Annotated in this window: 14 protein-coding genes; 10 read left to right on the top strand and 4 right to left on the bottom strand. The window is 54.2% G+C overall.

Translation table 11 applies throughout. The annotated features are described in order from the left end of the window. Positions 1-49: 49 nt before the first annotated feature. Positions 50-2,917 (bottom strand): S8 family serine peptidase, encoded by a 2,868-nt coding sequence (locus tag LBW89_RS25730; RefSeq protein WP_148451092.1) that lies wholly within the window; start codon positions 2,915-2,917, stop codon positions 50-52. A gap of 331 nt (positions 2,918-3,248) precedes the next feature. On the opposite strand from LBW89_RS25730, the gene LBW89_RS25725 reads away from it, so the two are divergent. From LBW89_RS25725 to nadE, 5 genes are read left to right on the top strand one after another with little or no spacing between them, the layout of a single operon-like run. Next, a complete protein-coding gene (locus LBW89_RS25725) occupies positions 3,249-4,031 on the top strand; it encodes an NUDIX hydrolase (protein WP_148451091.1) in 783 nt (260 codons plus the stop codon). Positions 4,032-4,034: 3 nt separating this feature from the next. Then, positions 4,035-4,592 carry a cysteine hydrolase family protein gene (locus tag LBW89_RS25720; protein ID WP_148451090.1) on the top strand — a complete coding sequence of 186 codons (558 nt, stop codon included), beginning with the start codon at positions 4,035-4,037 and terminating at the stop codon, positions 4,590-4,592. Positions 4,593-4,638: 46 nt separating this feature from the next. Continuing rightward, positions 4,639-6,099: a nicotinate phosphoribosyltransferase gene (locus tag LBW89_RS25715; protein ID WP_148451089.1), complete on the top strand. Its 1,461-nt coding sequence runs from the start codon at positions 4,639-4,641 to the stop codon at positions 6,097-6,099. 13 nt (positions 6,100-6,112) lie between these two features. Beyond that, complete coding sequence (nadD, locus tag LBW89_RS25710; RefSeq protein WP_225040803.1) at positions 6,113-6,727, top strand: nicotinate (nicotinamide) nucleotide adenylyltransferase; 615 nt, start codon at positions 6,113-6,115, stop codon at positions 6,725-6,727. Between the two features lie 15 nt (positions 6,728-6,742). After that, entirely contained in the window at positions 6,743-7,561 is an 819-nt protein-coding gene (gene nadE / locus LBW89_RS25705) for an ammonia-dependent NAD(+) synthetase (RefSeq protein WP_225040802.1), read from the top strand. Positions 7,562-7,617: 56 nt separating this feature from the next. On the opposite strand, the gene LBW89_RS25700 is transcribed toward nadE, so the two are convergent. Both LBW89_RS25700 and LBW89_RS25695 read right to left on the bottom strand, forming a co-directional pair. Continuing rightward, positions 7,618-9,402: a sensor histidine kinase gene (locus tag LBW89_RS25700; protein ID WP_225040801.1), complete on the bottom strand. Its 1,785-nt coding sequence runs from the start codon at positions 9,400-9,402 to the stop codon at positions 7,618-7,620. 17 nt (positions 9,403-9,419) lie between these two features. Further along, entirely contained in the window at positions 9,420-10,985 is a 1,566-nt protein-coding gene (locus LBW89_RS25695; protein ID WP_225040800.1) for a response regulator transcription factor, read from the bottom strand. A gap of 267 nt (positions 10,986-11,252) precedes the next feature. On the opposite strand from LBW89_RS25695, the gene LBW89_RS25690 reads away from it, so the two are divergent. The 4 genes from LBW89_RS25690 to LBW89_RS25675 are packed head-to-tail and all read left to right on the top strand — an operon-like array spanning position 11,253 to position 16,334. After that, a complete protein-coding gene (locus LBW89_RS25690) occupies positions 11,253-12,560 on the top strand; it encodes an ABC transporter substrate-binding protein (RefSeq protein ID WP_148451084.1) in 1,308 nt (435 codons plus the stop codon). 24 nt (positions 12,561-12,584) lie between these two features. Next, a complete protein-coding gene (locus LBW89_RS25685) occupies positions 12,585-13,460 on the top strand; it encodes a carbohydrate ABC transporter permease (RefSeq protein WP_148451083.1) in 876 nt (291 codons plus the stop codon). Next, on the top strand, positions 13,457-14,263 hold the full coding sequence (locus LBW89_RS25680; RefSeq protein ID WP_213506712.1) for a carbohydrate ABC transporter permease: 807 nt from the start codon (positions 13,457-13,459) through the stop codon (positions 14,261-14,263). Before LBW89_RS25685 ends, LBW89_RS25680 begins: the two co-directional genes overlap by 4 nt. Positions 14,264-14,279: 16 nt before the next feature. Continuing rightward, on the top strand, positions 14,280-16,334 hold the full coding sequence (locus LBW89_RS25675; RefSeq protein ID WP_412067030.1) for a beta-galactosidase: 2,055 nt from the start codon (positions 14,280-14,282) through the stop codon (positions 16,332-16,334). Positions 16,335-16,361: 27 nt separating this feature from the next. Here LBW89_RS25675 and LBW89_RS25670 read toward each other — a convergent pair whose 3' ends face one another. Then, positions 16,362-17,189, bottom strand: a complete 828-nt coding sequence (locus tag LBW89_RS25670) for an AraC family transcriptional regulator (RefSeq protein WP_225040798.1) — start codon at positions 17,187-17,189, stop codon at positions 16,362-16,364. 201 nt (positions 17,190-17,390) lie between these two features. Here LBW89_RS25670 and LBW89_RS25665 point away from each other — a divergent pair, with 201 nt between their 5' ends. Continuing rightward, positions 17,391-19,553, top strand: a complete 2,163-nt coding sequence (locus tag LBW89_RS25665) for an alpha-galactosidase (RefSeq protein ID WP_225040797.1) — start codon at positions 17,391-17,393, stop codon at positions 19,551-19,553. The last annotated feature ends 818 nt before the right edge of the window (positions 19,554-20,371 follow it).

Here is a 20,371-nt window from a genome sequence, read left to right as displayed (position 1 = left end):
ATTAGGATGAAAATAGCGGAGCCGGGCCTGCCGGCTCCCTCTAGTCCGATCAGCGGGTCGTAAATTCCAAAATCAAAGGCTGCCGGAGCGGGCTGGAGACCTCTGTCAGAAGGCTCGCTTTCCCCTTAACCGTCTTGTCGATCAGGAGGCTGTAGGTCTCCTTGCCGGCAAATTGGCCGGTGCCCGGCTTCACGAAGATCCGGTTCCACAGGATATAGATCTCGGCATCCTTCACGATTTCGCCCTTGCTGTTGATGACAAAGACGTTTTCTCCCGGTTTGACGGAAGAGAGGTCGATGTACTTGAAGTTCGTGTTTTTCATGGCGACCTGCAGGCTGATACCGATCGGAACGGTAGGCTTGATTCCCTTTTTGGCCGGGAGATCGCGAATTTGCAGTTCCTGCTTAAGCTCATTCAATTTCTCCCGGAACTCCCGCCGTTTCTCTGTATCCGTCAGGGCCTCGACCGCCAGCTTGGTATCGATAAAGTCCACCAGGGTCAGAGACGTCTTGGCTTTTTCCAGGGTGGCTGCGGCTCTCTCTACCGGAGATTCCGCCTTTTCCGCCGGTTTGACCGGAAGTGCCGGGCTGCTCGGAGCAGAGCCGCCACCACCGTCACCACCGCCGCCGCCACTACCGCCGATTTGGGCGCTGCCACCGGAAGGCGCCGGCGTCGGGTTGGCCGGAATCACGATGACATCCGGCTGGGAAGGCGTGCTTGGCGCCGGCGGCGTAACCGGCGGTGTCGGAACGGAGGCCGGTCCGGTACGTACCGTCCGGCTCGCGCCTTGAGACAGATTGCCTGTGTGATCCTCGGTTTTAACGACAATCGTGTATTCGGTATCGGCAAGCAGTCCCGTCAGCTCGTAGCCTGAACCGGAAGTTTCCCCGGCAAACAGGCCGTTGATATAGATTTTCGCCTTGGCAAAATCGCCGTCCGCAGGGTTTATCCACTGAATGCGGATGGAGTTCGGCATGATCTCGATGGCTCCCCACATGACTTCTCCCGGTGCGATGGAGTCGACTGGCGGTGTTGGGTCCGGAGTTACGACAGGTCCGCTCGGGTCCGTTCCAGGATCGGTAGACGGATCGCTAGGATTCCCCGGATTGGTAGACGGATCGCTTGGGTTGCCCGGATCGGTAGATGGATCGCCAGGGTTCCCCGGATCGATTGGCGGAGCGACCGCCTGCAGCGTTCTTACCGGAATGGTTACTCCTTGGGAGCGGTTGTTGCTGCTGTCTATCGTTTTGACCGTGAGATTATAATCCGTATCCGGCATGAGTCCTTCAAATCGATAAGATGGAATTGCCGTTTCGTTAACGCTCTGGCCATTCACGTACAAGCCGAGTTTGGCGAAATCCGGATCAAGCGGATTCGTCCAGCTCAACTGAACGGAGGTGTCCGTCACTTCATCGACCTTCAAACCCGTAACTTCGGCGGGCGGTGTGGTGTCCGGCAGCGGCAGGGTCGACTCGGTCAGGGTTTGACCGGAGGCCTCGTTGCCTCTGCGATCGACGGAATTAACGCTGATTTGATAGCTTGTTTCCGGCGTCAAGCCCGTGGCCTGATAAGAAGTGCCGGGAACCTCGGAGACTTTAACGTTATTGATATAAAAGCGGTTGGTCAGAAAATCGCTATCAACCGGGTTTGTCCACGAAAAAGACAGGCTGTCGGCGGTTTTGTTCGTCACTTGCAGGTTCGTCACATCGGCCGGGGGCGTGCTATCCTCGGCAAAGGTTAAGGCGCCGAAGCCGAATTCGATATCCCGGCCGGGGGAGCCCAAATCGACGGCGTATTTCTTTAATTCCTCGCGAAGCTGTACGTTGGACATAGTCGGATGCGCCTGCTTCAGCAGGGCCAGCATTCCCGAGACATGCGGGGCGGCCTGGGATGTGCCGTTCGATAGGGCATAGCCGGGCGTACCGTCAGACTTCACATAAGTGGACAGGACTTCGACGCCGGGGGCAGCCACCTCAACCTCTTCCCCGACCGAAGAGAAATCGCCCCTTTGGTCGTATCGGTCTGTCGCCGCAACAGCGATGACGGAGCTGTATTTGGCCGGGTAGTTTACGGTATGTGTCGTGAGAGGGACCGGTACCCCATAATCGTCGACCTGGCTGTTGCCTGCCGATCCGACGATGAGAATGCCCGCGTTGTAGGCCTGATCCATCATATTGTGCAAAATGGTGGAATCCGTATCGGTTCCGAGCGAGACATTGACGATATCCATATCGTTCTGGATCGCCCAATCCATGCCCTCCAGGACGTCCTGCAAGGTCCCGTTTCCGGTTTGATCCATCGCTTTTACCGCGTAGAGTTGGACGTCCGGTGCGATGCCTACCCGAGCGCTACCGTTGCTCTTCGCTGCGATAATGCCGGCGACATGGGTACCGTGGCCGTTATCGTCGGTATAATCATTGGTGTAATCGACGGTGGAAATGCCGCCGGCGACCGTGAGCTCCGGATGGGTGGTGAGGATGCCGGAGTCGATCACCGCCACCTTAACCCCGGTGCCGGTATATCCTTGATTCCACATCGTCGTAGGCCGTACCGCTTGAAAACTCCATTCCGATTGCTCGAGCGGGATCGGATCGGAGGCGGCTTTAAAATCGGCATCCGTCGTCCGAAACGTAATATTCCGCTCAATGAGGGCTATATTAGGATCGTTGACAAGTTCTTTTAGATCGGCAGGCGTTACCGTTGCCGATACGGCCGGGATCGTGTCGAACTCGTGATTGACTTCGACGCTTTCCTCGTAAACGGCGTCTTTGCCTGCGTCATTTTTGTAGACGACGATAATTTCTTGCTCTGTTCCTGACTGCGGGTCACCGGCATAAGCCGAACCTGTCGCTCCCGAAAAAAACAGGAGGGACGTAGCGAGAACGGATGTAATGATCTGTTTGGCGCTTCTGCTCATAAGATGGTGCTCTCTCCCTTTTTAGATGGTGTAGATTCTTGGAAGTAAAATTGTAGTGGGGAACACCTCTTTTCACGGTGAATTAGGGACCCGTCATTAATAGAAAATAAATCAGGATTACTCCATATATCGGAAGCTATTACGGTATAACTTTAGAGGAGAAACGGGCTAAAGGGTCGATTTTGGCACATTTTTTTTCTGCGGAGACGCTGTCTTTCCGGGAGTTCGCCTGATTTTCCAAATGGTGGTTGACAGAGGGAGAAAAAGTGCATATAATACAATTAACAAATCGTTAATTGTTAAAAGCTGACGAAAGGAGTGAGCTTTCACCATGTCGAACGAGCAGGCTATGCAGCAGTATGACGTGAAAAAGTACGTCACCCCCGATGGATATACGGCGGATATCGCGGTGTTTACCATCCTGTCGACGAAAGCGGACATGTTTAAGCCGCCGGTCATGGACCTGCACATCATGCTGATCAAGCGCAGTATGACCGACAGCGAAGGGCGACCGAACATCGAGGCGGGCAAATGGGCGCTGCCCGGGGGCTTTGTAGCCCACACGGAAACCGCCTTCCAGTCGGCGGCGCGGGAGTTGAAGGAAGAGACCGGGGTGGAGAACATCCATCTCGAGCATTTCGGCGTCTACGATACGCCGGGGCGGGATCCGCGGGGATGGATTATTTCCAACGCGCACTACGCGATTGTCCCCGAGTATCAATTGTCCGGCCGGCAGGCCAATGACGACGCCAGCGAGGTGGAGCTTTTTTCCGTAAAAGAGGTATTGAACCTGGACCTTGCCTTCGATCACGCCCGGATTATTGAGGACGCGATCGCGGTGATCCGGCAGAAGCTGCTGGAGACGACGGCCGCCAAGGCCTTCTTGCCCGAAGAGTTCACCTATTCCGAGCTTCAGGCCGTGCTGCTGACGGTGACGGACGATTCGGCGATTGCGCTGGATGCCGCATTTGCGAGAAAGATCAAGACGCTTCCTTTTATCCAGGAGATCAGCGGAAAAAAGACGACGCGAACCTCCAAAAAGCCGACGCAGCTTTACCGCTTCGTGGACGTGAAAGTCAATCATTCACTTTATCATACAAGAAAGCAGGGATGAAGGATGAACGAACCCAGACGGGCTTTGATCAACATCGATTATACGAACGATTTTGTGGCGGAGGGCGGCGCTCTAACCTGCGGTACGCCGGGGCAGGCGATTGAGGGAGCGATCGTGGAGATCACCCGCGAGTTTTTGCAAAAGGGCGAGTTCGTCGTCTTTGCGATCGACCTCCATAAGGAGGGAGACGCTTTTCACCCGGAAACGAAGTTGTTTCCCCCTCATAATATCGAAGGAACGGAGGGACGCCGCCTGTACGGTGCGCTGGAGTCGCTGTATCAGACGCATCGCGATGCGGAGCAGGTGTACTGGATGGATAAAACGAGATACAGCGCGTTTGCGGGAACGGACCTCGAATTGAAACTTCGCGCGCGAGGGATCACGGAGCTTCATTTGGTGGGCGTCTGCACGGATATCTGCGTACTGCATACGGCGGTGGATGCCTATAACCGGGGATTCTCGATCGTGGTTCATGAAAAGGCCGTGGCCAGCTTCGACCAGGAGGGCCATGCCTGGGCCTTGAGGCATTTTAAAGGCTCGCTCGGCGCATCGGTGATTTAACTTGTTCATACAACAACCACTCTACTTACCTAGGAGGAACACGAGAATGAGCTACCCGGACGACGGTCTCGCGCTGCATACGGATAAATATCAAATCAATATGGCGCACGTGTACTGGAAGGATAACATGCATAAGCGAAAAGCGGTGTTTGAAGTGTACTTCCGCAAGATCCCCTTCCAGAACGGCTATGCCGTGTTTGCGGGATTGGAGCGGGTGGTCCGCTATCTTAGCGATTTCCGCTTCACGGACAACGATTTGGCTTATTTAAGAGAAGAAGGCTACAGCGAGGATTACCTGGCGTATTTGGCCGAATTGACGTTTACGGGGACGGTTCGTTCGATGAAAGAGGGCGAGCTGGTGTTTGCCAACGAGCCGATCCTGCGGATTGAAGCCCCTTTGGCGGAAGCGCAGCTAATCGAAACCGCCCTGCTGAACATTGTGAATTTCCAGACGCTTATCGCGACGAAAGCCTCCCGGATCAAGCAGTTGATCGGGAACGAGGTGAGCATGGAGTTCGGGACCCGGCGGGCGCAGGAGATGGATGCCGCCATTTGGGGGACGCGGGCGGCCTATTTAGCCGGGTTTGACGCGACCTCGAACGTAAGGGCGGGCAAGCTGTTCGGCATTCCTACGGCGGGGACGCACGCCCATGCCATGGTACAGGCTTACCGCGACGAGTACACGGCGTTCAGCAAGTATGCCGAAACCCACCGGAATTGCGTTTTCCTCGTCGATACTTATGACACGCTGAAGTCGGGGGTCCCGACGGCGATCCGGGTGGCCAAGGAGTTCGGCGACCGCATTAATTTCCTCGGCATCCGGCTGGACAGCGGCGACTTGGCTTATTTGTCCAAAGAAGCGCGCAAAATGCTGGATGAGGCGGGCTTCACCGAGGCGAAGATATACGCTTCGAACGATCTGGATGAGCTGACGATTATGAACTTGAAAGCTCAAGGGGCCAGAATCGATGTGTGGGGGATCGGAACCAAGCTGATTACCGCCTATGACCAGCCGGCCTTGGGCGCCGTTTATAAACTGATTGCGATCGAGGATGAGCACGGGCAAATGACCGATACGATCAAAATCAGCTCCAATCCGGAGAAGATCACCACCCCGGGCCGAAAGAAAGTATTCCGCATCATCAACAAGGGCAGCGGAAAGTCGGAAGGCGATTATATCGTCCTGGAGCATGAAAACCCCGCTCAAGAAGAGCGGATCAAGATGTTCCATCCGGTACACACCCATATCGCCAAATTTGTGACCAATTTCGAAGCGAGGGAACTGCATCATTTGATTTTCCGGGACGGGGAGCTGGTTTACGAGCTTCCAACGCTTCGGGAGATCCGCGAGTTCCATGCGGACAATTTGAACGTGCTGTGGGAGGAATACAAGCGGCTGCTCAATCCGGCGGAATATCCGGTCGATTTGAGCCAGGCTTGCTGGGACAATAAGATGAGGCTGATTGAGGAAATCAGGCAAAAAGTCAACGAGCGGATCGAATCCTGAGGAGGTGGCAGCCATGGGGAAAATCGGAATTTACGGGTCTTCCTTCGATCCGATCACGAACGTCCATCTTTGGACCGCAAGCACCGTCGCCCACCGCTGCAGGCTGGATAAAGTGATTTTTCTGCCCTGTTCGAATAAGCGGCCCGACAAGACGATGCACATTAGTGACGAACACCGGTGGAACATGATTTTGCTGGCGATCGCCGGAAACGGGAAGTTCGTGGCCGACGACTACGAGATGAAGCAGGCCGGCTGGGAAATCGCGACCTATCTGACGCTCCAGCATTTCAAGGCCGCGTATCCGGAGGATGAGGTGTACTTTATCATGGGAGCCGACCTGCTGCTGGACATCGGAGAAGGGAAATGGAAGAAGTCCGAGGAACTGATCGCCGAGAACAGGTTCATCGTCATGGCCAGGGACGGCATCAACATGCTGTCGGCCATCAGCCGTTCGCCCATTCTCCGCAATGCCGACGATGGACAGACTTTTCATTTGATCGACAAGGGCCTGGCGATGGAGATCAGCTCCAGCTATATCCGGGATGAGCTGAGGCGGGGCGGGGAGCCGCGCTACCTCGTCCCTGAAAGCTGTTACAGTTATATAAGAGAGCATCGATTATACCAATAGGAAGGGGAAAATCAGATGAACGCGCAGCAGCAAATTATCGAGACGTTAAAAGTGAAGCCGGGGGTCGATCCGCAGGAAGAAATCCGCATTCGCGTCGACTTCTTGAAGGCCTATTGCAAAAATGCCGGCGCCAAAGGCTTTGTGCTGGGGATCAGCGGCGGGCAGGACTCCACGCTGGCGGGACGGCTGGCCCAACTGGCGGCCGAGGAACTGCGCGCCGAAGGACGGGAGGCCGCTTTCTACGCCGTTCGGCTGCCGTACGGGGTGCAGAAGGATGAAGCCGACGCTCAAGCGGCGCTGGAGTTTATCCGGCCGGACCATTCCCTGGTGTATAACATTGAGGAGCCGGTTCAAGCCGCCGCCGAGCAGTTCGAGCAATCCGTTGGCGAGACGCTGTCGGATTTCAACAAGGGCAACGTGAAAGCGCGCATGCGTATGATCGCACAGTACGCCATCGCCGGGGCCAAGGGCTGCCTCGTCATCGGCACGGATCATGCGGCGGAGGCGGTCACCGGCTTCTTTACGAAATTCGGGGACGGCGGGGCCGACGTCTTGCCGTTATCGGGATTGACGAAAACCCAGGGCCGCGAGCTTCTCAAGGAGCTGGGCGCTCCAGAACGGTTGTATTTAAAGACGCCGACCGCCGATCTCCTCGACCACAAGCCGCAGCAAGCCGATGAAGCCGAGCTGGGCATGACATATGAAATTCTCGATCAGTACCTGACGGGGAACGAGGTAGAGCCCAAGGCGAAAGAGAACATCGAGAAGCGTTACCGGGTAACCCAGCATAAGCGCGAGCTTCCGGTAACGCCGTTCGATACGTGGTGGAAGTAAGACGAAAGTTAATAGGAAAGTCCAAACAAGGCTGCCCGCAGGGGCAGCCTTGTTTTTTACCCGGTTTCCGCCCGTTCCTCCGCGGCATCCGTTTGATCTATCGCCGGAAGGGTGATCATCACGGCCGTTCCGTACCCTTCCTCACTGTGGATGCGGATTCCGTAACGGGAACCGAATAACAGCCGAATCCGGCTGTGGACGTTGGACACGCCGATTCCCGATAATCTGTGCTTCTTGCGGTCGCGGATCTGTGCCGGAACCGCGGACATGCCGACCCCGTTATCCATGACTTCGATCATCAGATCCTCCTCCTGTCTGCGGATATAAATATGGATCGTTCCGCTGGAGGAACCGGGAAAGGCATGGAAGAAGGCGTTTTCCACGAACGGCTGAATCACCAGCTTCGGAACGAGCAGCCTGCGGCAGTCCTCGGCGACTTCGTAATGGACCCGGATCTGGTCGCCGTATCTGATCTGATTAATATACACATAATGCTTCAGCGTCTCGATTTCGGTTTCGACGGTAACCATATCCTCCGTGGAGCCGATCGTACTTTGAAGCATGGAGATGAGGCTGTTGATCGTCTGGTCCACCTGATCCGAACGCTGCATTTTGGCCAAGTATTTGATCGAACTTAAAGTATTGTACAAAAAGTGAGGATTGATCTGCATCTGCAGCGCGTTCAAATCGGCCTTCCGGCGTTCCTGCTGCTCGTAGAGCAGTTTTTCGGTGTATCGGTCGATCTCCTTGATCATCCGGTTATACGCTTTGGTCAGCACGTTGGTTTCATAGCTTCCGTCCTCTTGCAGCGGGTGCAGCTTGAGATTATCCCCCTTGTTGGTCTGCATCGTTTTAACCAAGTTGTTCAGCGGACGGGTAATCCGCCGGCTCATGAAATAAACAAAAATCAGGGTGAGAGCCAGCACGATGCTCACGACTTTCGAAATCTCCCACGAGATGTTATATAACGGCGCAAAGGCCTTGAGCTGGTTGATTTCCTCCAGCAAATAAGCGTTGAACTCCGGCAGATAATAGGAAATATAGGTTTGCTTCTGACGGGATTCCGCCCGGACTCCGTCTTTCTGCTTGGCGGTCTCCAGCGCTATGGCGAGAAGCGAGTCGTCCTTTTTGCTGATCATGCTCCTTTCGCTGCTGGAGAGGATGGTCCCGTCCGCCGAAATCAGGGAAATATGAATGCCTTCGGATACATAAGGACTGTATTTGCGAAAAATATTCAATTCATCCATGACCACCGCCGCATACCCGTACATCCAGCCTGTGCCGCTGTCGACGAGCGGCTTGGTGGCGAATATAAAATTGTCGTAAGGAACGGATTCCACGAACAGATCCGGACTGCTGTGATACAGGATGCGGTTCGGAATCTTCCCGTCGACGGTCATATATTTGGTGACGATATCCTGCGGGATCTTGTCCCATTTAAGCGCATTGCTGGAGTAATGCCGTCCTCCTTCGCCCGGCAGCCCGGAGACGATGATATGCGATTTTTCCGGACTCAAATAGTCCTTGTACAGGTCGATATACCTGCCGAGCGAAATGACCAGGTTGATTTGCTGCAAAGGCGTGTCGGCCGGCTTGGTAATATAATTTTTGAACTCGCTGCTGCTGCCGATCTGCAGCATGGTGCCCGCGACTTGATCGTTATAACTGAGCAAATCGTCTTTGACCAGGTTCATATTGGCCGAAGCGCTCCTTACAACCTGCTTTAATAAAATGCGTTCCGAAATGGTGGAAGAGGCGAGCATAAGGAGCAAGGAGATGACCAAAATGCCGGAGAGCATCAGAATCAACATTTTGATGAATATGCTGTTTTTTCTCAGCATGGAAAAGCCACCTGTCTTTACTGGAAGATATGGTTTCGATACTCCGCCGGGGTCATCCCCGTCATTTTTTTAAACACCTTGGAGAAGTAATTATGCTCCGAAAAACCGGTTAACCGGCTCACTTCGGAAATCGACAATTCCTGGTTCAGCAGAAGCTCCTTGGCCTTCTCGGTGCGTACCCGGTTGATGTACGAGGTCAGGTTCTCCCCGGTGCGCTGTTTGAAGTACGAGGACAAGTAACTGTAATTCAGATGGAGCGCGTTCGCCATTTCCGTCAGGGAAATGTCCTTTTCGAAATTCTCGTTAACGTAATCGTAAATTTTTTGCAGTATCGCGGTTTGCGACAGATCCGTGGCCCGGATTGCACCTTTAAGCGCTTGCAGAAATTGAAGCAGCACCTCCTCCAGTTCGCGGATGCCGAAAGCCAGATCGATCTGCTTAAATAGCTTCAGCTTGGAAGCGCCCAGCTCCATCACGGGTTGTTTCATCTGTTCCAGCGTGGTGAGCGCGTTATAAACCAAGTTTTGGCACAGGAGTTTCAGGCTGTATTCGTTAAAGGATTGGGCCGACGAAATTCCTGATAGAAGCGCTTTCAATTGGCGGATGGATTCATCCATGGCAAGCATGCGCAGCGCGGTCAGAAACGGGGTCTGGTCGAAGGAGGCGCTGTCGTCGTTATGATTTATGATCCGGGTTTCCGGAATGATGGCGCTGTCGGGAAAATAGATCAGTTTGCCCAGACACGGGAGCAACCGTTCCCGCTCCTCCGCGGTTTGCCGGATTTCTTCGAAAGCTTCCGATTGAAGGAAGGAAACAAAGTTCAACGAGGCTTGAATCCGCCGCGCAAAGGCGGCAAGCGAATCGACCGCATCCCCGGCTTCCTGTAAATTGAAATTAATAAGAAGCAGTACTTCGTTCTTCAAAAATACGACGGTGTAGGGAAGACCGCTTAATTCTTCCGCCGCATATTGGAGAAGGACCTGCTCCACTTGGCTCTGAGTCCATTTGGTTCGGTTCAGCAGCAGGCTGAGATTCGCCAAGGCCATGCGATAAAAACGCGATGGGAAATGTCGGGTTAGCCGGCGCAGCAGCTCCTCATCCATCTCCTCCCGGGGGGTGTCGTGATCCAGCCACTGACCTAGAGCAAGCGAGATATCCAGGGTTTCGGCAGCGGGAGCTTTCGTCTTCCACTCCAAATCGCTGCACAAGCTTTGAATCAGAGAGATGAGCTCGGGCGCTGAAACCTTGGGCTTCAGCAAATAGTCGGTCACCCCGTATTTAAACACCTCGCGGACATAACTGAATTCGCTGTAACTGCTCAATACGATGATTTTGATCTCCGGGTAGCGCAATTTCATCGCCTTCGTAAATTCTACGCCGTCCATCAGCGGCATGACGATATCCGTAATGACCACATGCGGACGAACCGTTTCGATCTGTTGAAGCGCTTCCTGGCCATTTGAGGCCTGAGCGACGATTTCGATTCCATGATCGCTCCAAGAGCATAGATGCAGCAGTCCCGTTCGCAGGATCGCTTCATCGTCGACAATCATCACTCGGAAGTTTTTGGAGCGCTGTTCCATATTCACACCTCACTGCGGTTTTTCTTTTACCTCATCATATATCAATTTAATATAGAAAGGTATGGCAGGACCGCCAAGTAAAATATCTGCAAAAATATTTGCTAGTCTCCATAATTTTTACTAGCCGGGTAAGACCGGCCGGGAGACATCCAAAATTCCTGCTAATATTAAGCTAATTATTATTATACTTTGGGGCCCGCTTTTTCTAAAATGAATATCGAAATCCATGAAGCGCTTACACAAATCAAACAAAAGGGGTTGTACACATTGAAAAAATGGCTTTCCGTTCTACTGCTCGTCTCTCTGACGGCTTCGCTGCTTGCGGCGTGCGGGTCCGCCAAGTCGGAAACCGCCGGAGGCGCGGAGGGGAGCGAAGGAAAATCCGGCTCCAAAAAAGTGGTTGCCTGGGCTTGGGATCCGTCCTTTAACGGTGCGGCGTTGAAAATCGCCGAGGAGTTGTACAAAAAAGATCATCCCGACTTCCAACTGGAAGTGGTGGATATGGCCAAAACTGACCTGGAACAGAAGCTGAATACAAATTTGGCGGCAGGCGTAAAGGACGGGCTTCCGGATATTATTTTGGTTAACGATCCGAATATTCAAAAATATGTAACCGCTTATCCGAACACGTTTGCCGATTTTACGGACAAAGTGGACTACAGCCAGTTTTCTCCCTACAAAGTGGACGCGCTGCGTATCGACGACAAAATTTATGGCGTCCCGTTCGATATCGGCGTGACCGGCATGTTCTACCGTACCGATTATTTGGAACAGGCCGGCTTCAAAGCGGAAGACTTGGAGAACATCACCTGGGATCGCTACATCGAAATCGGGAAAGAGGTTAAGGAAAAAACGGGAAAATACATGTCCACGATCAACCCGAACGACGAAGCGCTGACCTCCATTTTGCTGCAGTCGGGGGGCTCCTGGTACATTACCCCGGATAACAAGGGGAATTTCGTAGACAACCCGGTTATGGCGGAGACGCTCCGGGTATACAAAGCGATTTCCGATTCCGGGATCGCCAAGCCGGTAACCGGATGGAGCGAATTTGTCGGCAGCTTTAACTCGGGGGACGTCGCCACGGTCGTGTCCGGGGTATGGCAGGTAGCCTCGATTATGGATGCCAAGGATCAAAGCGGCAAATGGGGCGTGGCTCCGATTCCAAGACTGAATGTCGAGGGTGCGGTTAACGCGTCCAATGAAGGCGGATCGAGCTGGTTTGTCCTTGAAGGTTCGGCCAACAAGGATTTGGCGATCGACTTCCTGGCGAAAACGATTGGCGGAAGCAGTGAATTCTACGAGCGCTTCCTGAAAGAGAACGGCGGCGTAGGTTCTTACATTCCCGCATTCTCCAGCGAGGCGTACGGCCAGGAATCAGAGTTCTTCGGCGGACAAGCGATTTATAAAGATTTCACCGAGTGGTCGAAACAGGTGCCGGGAATCAGCCTGGGAACCTATACGCAGGAGGCCAAGGACGCCTTGAAGAACGAACTGCCCAACATATTGAACGGAGCAGACCTGAAAGACAGCCTGTTCAACATCCAAAGATTGTTTGAGCAGCAGGTGCAATAAATCCAATCGAGGTGCAGGTGACTTATGGGCAGTAAATCGACAAAATCAACTTTTATGGGGTGGCAGTTTGTACTGCTGCCCTCCGCTATCATTGTCTTGTTCAGCTTTTATCCGATGATCCAGTCTCTTATCTTATCGTTTCAATCGGGCAAAGGAAATGTCACCAGCTTTATCGGACTGAACAATTACGCGAGACTGTTCTCGGATCCGATGTTCAAGCAGGCGCTCTTCAACACATTGCTCTACCTGGTCGTCCAGGTGCCGATCATGCTGTTTCTGGGACTGGTGATCGCGTATTTTCTGAATATGCCGAAGCTTCGTTTTAAAGGGTTTTACCGGACGGCGATCTTCCTGCCCTGCGTAACTTCGCTGGTTTCCTATGCGGTTTTGTTCAAAAGCATTTTTGCCGTGGACGGCATTCTGAACAAAATGCTGATGTCGATCCATCTCATCGACGGGCCGATCGCCTGGCTTATGGATCCCGTTTGGGCGAGGGTCGTCATCATTGCCGCCATCACCTGGCGTTGGACCGGCTATAATATGATCTTTTATTTATCCGCAATGCAAAATATCGATCCGAGCGTTTACGAAGCCGCTTCGATCGACGGAGCTTCCAAGACCAGACAGTTCTTCTCCATCACGGTTCCGATGCTTAAACCGATCATTTTGTTTACGGCGATTATATCCACGAACGGGACGCTGCAGCTGTTTGACGAGGTCGTCAATATCACCAACGGGGGTCCCGGGAATGCGACGATGACGATTTCCCAATACATTTACAATCTGTCGTTCGTCTACACGCCAAACTTCGGCTATGCGGCTACGGTGTCTTACGCGATCGTTATTATGGTCGCCGTGCTTGCGTTCTTCCAGCTCAAGGTAGGAGGGGAGAAGAAATGAAGAAAGCCAGCGCGCTGGGGGTTCACCTGTTTTTAATGATCGTGTCCGCGATCTCTTTGTTTCCGTTTCTCTGGATGCTGATCGGCATGACGAACAGTTCCTCCGACATTGTCAAAGGCAAATTCAGCTTCGGTTCGATGCTCTCGGACAATATTACCAAATTGCTGGATATGACCACGCTGGGAACGGCGTTTTGGAACTCGGCGCTCATCGCCGTCGTCGGTACGCTGTTCACGCTCATCCTTAGCTCCATGGCCGGCTACGGTTTTGAAATCTACCGATCCCGGGGCAAGGACCGGTTGTTCGGTCTGCTGATGCTCTCCATGATGATGCCGTTTGCGGCCGTAATGATTCCGCTGTTCCGCATGTTCAGCCGGATGGGGCTGCTCAACTCGCCGACGGCCGTCATTCTGCCGACGATTACTACGGCGTTTATGATTTTCTTCTTTATGCAAAATACGAAGTCGTTTCCGCGCGAACTGCTGCAGGCGGGACGGGTTGACGGACTGAACGAGTGGCGTTTGTTTACGCGCGTTTACATGCCGACGATGAAGCCGACCTACGCGGCGGCGGCCATCATCACGTTCATGAATAACTGGAACAATTTCCTCTGGCCGCTCATCGCGCTGCAAACCCAGGAGAAAAAGACGCTGCCGCTGATCGTTTCTTCGCTGGCTTCCTCATATAATCCGGACTACGGGATCATTATGGTGGCCATTGTGGTGACGACGCTTCCGACGGTCGCGATCTTCTTCCTGCTGCAGAAGCAGTTCGTCCAGGGGATGCTCGGTTCGGTCAAATAAGGAACGGAGGATGAAGATGAGCGCTTATTTTAACGAGCGGCTTTTGCATGGAGCCGATTATAATCCGGAACAATGGTTGAAACATCCGGAGATTCTGGAGCAGGACATCGAATATATGAAAAAAGCGGGCTGCAATGTGATGTCCGTCGGGATCTTCTCCTGGGCCGCCCTGGAGCCCGAGGAAGGCAGCTACCGGTGGGATTGGCTGGAGGGGATCCTCGATTCCCTGCACGCCAACGGGATCTCCGTATTCCTGGCCACCCCTTCCGGCGCGCGGCCGGCCTGGCTGGCGCAGAAGTATCCCGAGGTGCTGCGGGTCTCGGCGGACCGCCGCCGCAACTTGTTCGGGGCGCGCCATAACCACTGCTATACATCGCCCGTTTACCGGGAAAAGATCGAGCGGATCAATGGAGAGCTTGCCAAGCGTTACGGCCATCATCCGGCAGTCAAGCTGTGGCATATTTCCAATGAATACGGCGGAGACTGTCACTGCGACTTATGCCAGGAGGCTTTCAGGCAGTGGCTGGAGCGCAAGTACGGCACGCTCGATAACTTGAACGAGCAATGGTGGACCACGTTCTGGAGCCACACGTATACCGACTGGTCGCAGATCGAGTCGCCGGCTCCTCACGGGGAAAATGCGATACACGGCATGAATCTGGATTGGTGGAGGTTTGTGACGGATCAAACCCTGGATTTCATGCGGCATGAAATCTCCGCAGTGAAGGCGTACCGCCCGGAACTTCCGGCGACGACCAATTTCATGTACTACTACAACGGACTCAACTACTTCAAGTTTAAGGATGCGGTAGATATCGTGTCCTGGGACAATTATCCGACCTGGCACAAGAAACCGGACATCGAGATTGCCGTGGATACCGCCATGAATCACGATCTGATGCGATCGATCAAAAAAGCGCCTTTCCTGTTGATGGAAAGCTCGCCCAGCATGACCAATTGGCAGAGCGTCTCGAAACTGAAAAAGCCGGGGATGCATAAGCTCTCCTCCCTGCAGGCGGTGGCTCATGGATCGAATTCGGTCCAGTATTTTCAGTGGCGCAAAAGCCGCGGCTCCAGCGAGAAATTTCACGGGGCGGTCGTATCTCATGACGGCGGTGCGGACACGAGAGTTTTTGAAGAAGTCGCGGACTTGGGCCGACTGCTCGGCAGCCTGTCCGGGGTAGCCGGTACCGTACCGAAGGCGGAAGCGGCTATCGTGTACGATTGGGAAAACAAATGGGCGATCGAAGACTCGCAAGGACCGCGTAATCGAGACATGGGCTATATCGAAGAAGTTCAGTCCCATTACCGGGCCCTCCTCAAACGGGGCATTACGACGGACTTTGTGGATATGGAGAGCGACATCGACGGCTATAAACTGCTCATCGCTCCGATGATCTATATGCTCCGGGGGGACTTTGAACGGAAGCTGCGCTCTTTCGTCGAACGGGGCGGGGTCCTCGTCATGACCTATTGGAGCGGGATCGTGAACGAGAACGACCTGGTTTTCCAAGGGGATGCTCCTTACCGGTTGACGGACGTGGCCGGCGTGGTTAGCGAGGAAATCGACGGACTGTACGACCACGAACATAACCGCGGCAGCGTGGTCCAACCGTTCGGGAAGGGCGCAGGAGCCCTGCGCGGCTCCTACGTCTGCAATAAGCTGTGCGACCTGCTTCATTTGGAAGGGGCGGAGACGCTCCTGGTGTATGACGAGGATTTCTATGCCGGAAGGCCGGCGGTAACGAGGAATACTTTTGGCCGCGGTCAGGCGTATTATATCGCCAGCCACTTCGAGGCGCGTTTTTATGATGATTTTTATCTGGATCTGACCGAATCGGTCGGGCTGTACAGGCCGGTCGACATCACGCTGCCCGATGGGGTATATGCGGCCGCCCGGTCTGATGAGAAAGTGGAGTATATCTTCTTACAAAACTATAATGCGGATTCCTCGGCCATTTTGCCGCTCGGTTCGGACTGGCAGGCCGTGAGCCGTGAAGCCGATCTAAGCCAGCCATGGGCGCTCGCCCCCTATGAGGTGCTGGTTGCCAAAAGAACTGTTCAAGCCTAATCTGAATAAAAACGAAGGGGCCTCCCTTCAGGCATCCGTTGGGGAAAAGCGGTATTGTCTGGGGGAGAGCCCTTTTTCTTTTTTGAACATTTTGGAAAAAAGCAGCGGATCCTCGTATCCGACGGACCTCGCGATATCGCCGATCGTCAGCAGCGGGTTGTTCATCAGGCTGCACGCCTTGTTGATCCTGAACCGGATCAGGTGCTCCTGGAGACTGGTGCCCATCCGCGCTTTAAACACGGCGCAAAGATAGCTGCGGTCGAGACCGACGTAGTCGGCGATTTGCGAGATCCTGATTTTGTCGGCATAGTTGATCTCGATAAAATCAATCACCTTTTGCACATACAGGTCCTGCCGGTTATGCTTCCCCCATGCGGAGGCCGGTTTGGGGTTGGCTTCGGCCATGTGGGAAAACAGCGAATACAGAAGCGAGGCCCGTCTCAGATCGCGCCCGCTCTCCATCTTTTTGGCGTGGTGCATCTGAAAGATCCGTTTCTCGACAAGCTCAGGATCAAACCGGTGGAGAATGGGCGATTCCACGGAGAGACCGGCCTCCTGCAAAAAAGCTTCCGCCTGGATGCCCTGAAACCCGATCCATCCATATTTCCACGGGTGCTCCCTGTCGGCCTGGTAGTAAGTTACCTCCCCCGGAGAAATGAGAAAAGCCTGACCTCGTTCCAGGGGATAGCTGTGCTCCCGGGTTTCAAACTTGCCTCTGCCTTCCAGGACGAAGTGCAAAAGATAATAGTCCCGGACGGCGGGCCCGAAGTCATGAAGAGGTGTGCACTGCTCCATTCCGTATTGGGTCAGGTGCAGATCGAGAAAGGACGGGTGGACCGCCAGATATTCGATCAATGAGGATTCCCCCTTACTGCGTTGTGATCTGTTCTATCTAGTACCATACCATATAGATTCGTCAGATTTCCGTTATTTTTCACGATAATCTATGACTATGCCATATTTGTGTAGCGATGTTCCATTTACGACTTTGGGATCTCCGCCTTATGATGGGAGGAATAGCGGTTTTTTAATGATTTTGTCGAAAAGGGGATTACTATGGCGATCCAATATAATGAATCGGAACAGATCTTCCATCTTCAATCGGAGAATATGAGTTATATCCTGCAAATCGTGAACGGTTATCCGGCCCATGCGTATTGGGGACAAAAATTGCGGCTGACGGACCGCCCCCGCAGTTACATTAATTTGAGCGGCAATCTTGCGCTGGACCGGCTTCCGCAGGAGTACCCTCAGTACGGGTCAGGGGATTTCCGCCATCCGGCGTATCAAGTCCGGCTCGAGGACGGTTCCCGGATTACGGAGCTGAAATATCAGGGGCACCGGATTTTCGGAGGCAAGCCGAAGCTTGAGGGGCTGCCCGCGGTCTATGCGGAAAGCGAGGAAGAAGCCGAAACGCTGGAGTTGGAGTTAAGGGACGAATACAGCGGCCTGACGGTGTATTTGAACTATACCGTATTCCAACACGCCGACGCGGTGACCCGGTCGGCGCGCCTGGTCAATTCCGGCACGGGTCCGCTTGGGGTGATGCGGGCGCTGAGCGCCAGCGTCGATTTGCCGCGATCCGACCTGGACATGATCTATCTGGCCGGTACATGGGCCAGGGAAGGGCACCTGGAGCGCCGCCCGCTCGGGCCCGGAGGAACGGTAATCGAAAGCAGACGGGGGGTCAGCGGGCACCAGTTGAACCCGTTCGTCGCGCTGGCGGAGCCGGGAGCCGGGGAAGAGCACGGCGAGGTGTATAGCATGAGCCTGGTATACAGCGGCAGCTTCGCGGCCCAGGCCGAAGTGGATCCCTTCCGGAGCACGAGGCTGTCCATCGGGCTGAATCCGTTTGATTTCCACTGGGTTTTGAAACCGGGAGAAGCTTTTCAAACGCCGGAAGCCGTGATGGTGTATTCGCCGGCCGGGCTCGGAGCGATGTCGAGAACGTATCACCGTTTGTACCGGACCCGGTTGAGCCGCGGGGTGCATCGCGACCGGGAACGGCCGATTCTGGTCAACAACTGGGAGGGCACTTATTTCGACTTCACTACGGAGAAGATCGTATCGATCGCCAAGGCGGGTGCCGAATTGGGCATCGAGCTCTTCGTGCTCGACGACGGGTGGTTCGGCAAGCGGGATAACGACAGATCGTCCCTCGGCGACTGGACGCCCGATTTGCGCAAGCTTCCCGGCGGCCTGACCGACCTCGCGGATCAGGTCAAAGCTTTGGGCATGCAGTTCGGATTATGGGTGGAGCCGGAGATGATCTCCCCGGACAGCGAACTGTACCGCCAGCATCCGGATTGGTGTCTTCACGTCGAAGGCCGGCGCCGGACGGAGGCGCGGTGGCAGCTGGTGCTGGATTATTCGCGCGCGGATGTGCGGGAGTATATCTATAAGACGCTGAGCGGGATTTTCAGCACGGTGCCGGTCTCCTACATCAAATGGGACATGAACCGCTATTTGACGGAAATCGGTTCCGTGCAGAGCCCGCCCGAGCAGCAGGCCGAGATCGCCCACCGGTACGTGTTGGGGCTGTACGAACTGCTTGAACGGCTGACGTCCGAGTTTCCGCATATCTTGTTCGAGAACTGCTCGAGCGGAGGCGGCCGGTTCGATCCCGGCATGATGTATTATATGCCGCAAACCTGGACCAGCGATAATACCGACGCGGTCGAGCGGCTCAAGATTCAGTACGGCACCAGCCTGATCTATCCGGTCAGCTCGATCGGGGCCCATGTTTCCGCGGTGCCGAACCATCAGGTAGGGCGCATGACCCCGCTGAAAATGCGCGGCGATGTGGCGATGTCCGGCAACTTCGGCTATGAACTGGACCTGACCCAGTTTACGGATGAAGAGAAGGAAATCGTGAAGGAGCAGGTCCGGGTATATAAGGAGATCCGCTCCCTCGTGCAACAGGGCGATCTCTATCGGCTATTAAGCCCGTTCGAGGGAGGCGAGTCCGCCTGGATGTTCGTATCCGCCGACCGCAAAGAAGCGCTGGCCTTCTATTTCCGGGTGCTGGCCGAGCCCAACGCTCCGGAGCGGAGGCTGCGGCTCCGGGGTCTTCATCCGGACTACGATTACCGGATCGAAGGCGAAAGCACGGAGGATGTGCTGCCCGGCGACCGGCTGATGCGGATCGGCTTGCCCCTTCCCGGACTGAAGGGCGACTACGCCAGCGCGATGTTCAGACTGAAGGCCGTGGAGAACTGAGAAGTGACGGCGGGACGGATTAGAGCGTCACCACACGAAAAAAGCCTGCGAAAGATGCAGGCTTTTTTTCGTGTGCGCCATGCCCTGTTCTAAGCCGCAATAACGGTCATTTGGTTTGGGGCGCCGGTGCCTCATCAGACATCGTAGTAAGAGAAAATGAGGAGTCGCCAAATCGTATTTAGTTGACGAAGATCAAGGTGCCTAACCCCTACCTTCCAACCCGGCCAACTCCAAAAAGATGCAAATCTGCAGGGATTCAGGCCGATTCCTGAGCGGATGTTAGAAAAAGATGCAAATCTGCAGGTATTTCTAGTGATTTTAGAGAAACGAGCCGGTTTCGTCAAAAATTCCTGCAGAATCGCAGGAATTTTCAAATTTTTGTTCCGAACAAGAAAAAACATGCAGATATGCAGGAATTTGATGTTATCCAGTTTGTCTGACGAGGTACTGGTGCCGCCCGATGCGGTTTAGGGAAGATTAGCGGTCAAGAAGAGAAGGGCCTTTTTACCCTGAGCGGGCCCCGAAATCAGATTTTGGTCTACCGTGCGCTAGATTTTGGTCTACCGCCGCGCATTGGATTAACGCCAACTGCATGCCGAGCGCTTGCGCGCTGGTTCTAACGGAGAGAAGTTGGCTCCAACGGAAATAATAGCCGCTATATCGCGAAATTCCGCCTTTTTGAAATTCTAACGCATTAAACTTGCAAAAACCTTAACATCAGTTAGTCGTAATGAGTTGAACTAATGATGGAGGGATAGAGGCAGCCGGGTGAAATGTTCTTCCGATCGCTGTTGCTCCCGGATTTCTTGATGAATTAA

The organism is Paenibacillus sp. alder61 (assembly GCF_020179875.1).
Taxonomy (GTDB): Bacteria; Bacillota; Bacilli; order Paenibacillales; family Paenibacillaceae; genus Fontibacillus; species Fontibacillus faecis.
Note: the sequence above shows the minus strand (reverse complement) of the source record. Positions and strands in the feature narration are given on the sequence as shown.

Coding starts and splice junctions, on each gene's coding strand:
- LBW89_RS25700 (WP_225040801.1), bottom strand. CDS start 9,402: ATGCTGAGAAAAAACAGCATATTCATCAAAATGTTGATTCTGATGCTC.
- LBW89_RS25665 (WP_225040797.1), top strand. CDS start 17,391: ATGGCGATCCAATATAATGAATCGGAACAGATCTTCCATCTTCAATCG.
- LBW89_RS25725 (WP_148451091.1), top strand. CDS start 3,249: ATGTCGAACGAGCAGGCTATGCAGCAGTATGACGTGAAAAAGTACGTC.
- LBW89_RS25685 (WP_148451083.1), top strand. CDS start 12,585: ATGGGCAGTAAATCGACAAAATCAACTTTTATGGGGTGGCAGTTTGTA.
- nadE (WP_225040802.1), top strand. CDS start 6,743: ATGAACGCGCAGCAGCAAATTATCGAGACGTTAAAAGTGAAGCCGGGG.
- LBW89_RS25715 (WP_148451089.1), top strand. CDS start 4,639: ATGAGCTACCCGGACGACGGTCTCGCGCTGCATACGGATAAATATCAA.
- nadD (WP_225040803.1), top strand. CDS start 6,113: ATGGGGAAAATCGGAATTTACGGGTCTTCCTTCGATCCGATCACGAAC.
- LBW89_RS25730 (WP_148451092.1), bottom strand. CDS start 2,917: ATGAGCAGAAGCGCCAAACAGATCATTACATCCGTTCTCGCTACGTCC.
- LBW89_RS25680 (WP_213506712.1), top strand. CDS start 13,457: ATGAAGAAAGCCAGCGCGCTGGGGGTTCACCTGTTTTTAATGATCGTG.
- LBW89_RS25695 (WP_225040800.1), bottom strand. CDS start 10,985: ATGGAACAGCGCTCCAAAAACTTCCGAGTGATGATTGTCGACGATGAA.
- LBW89_RS25720 (WP_148451090.1), top strand. CDS start 4,035: ATGAACGAACCCAGACGGGCTTTGATCAACATCGATTATACGAACGAT.
- LBW89_RS25675 (WP_412067030.1), top strand. CDS start 14,280: ATGAGCGCTTATTTTAACGAGCGGCTTTTGCATGGAGCCGATTATAAT.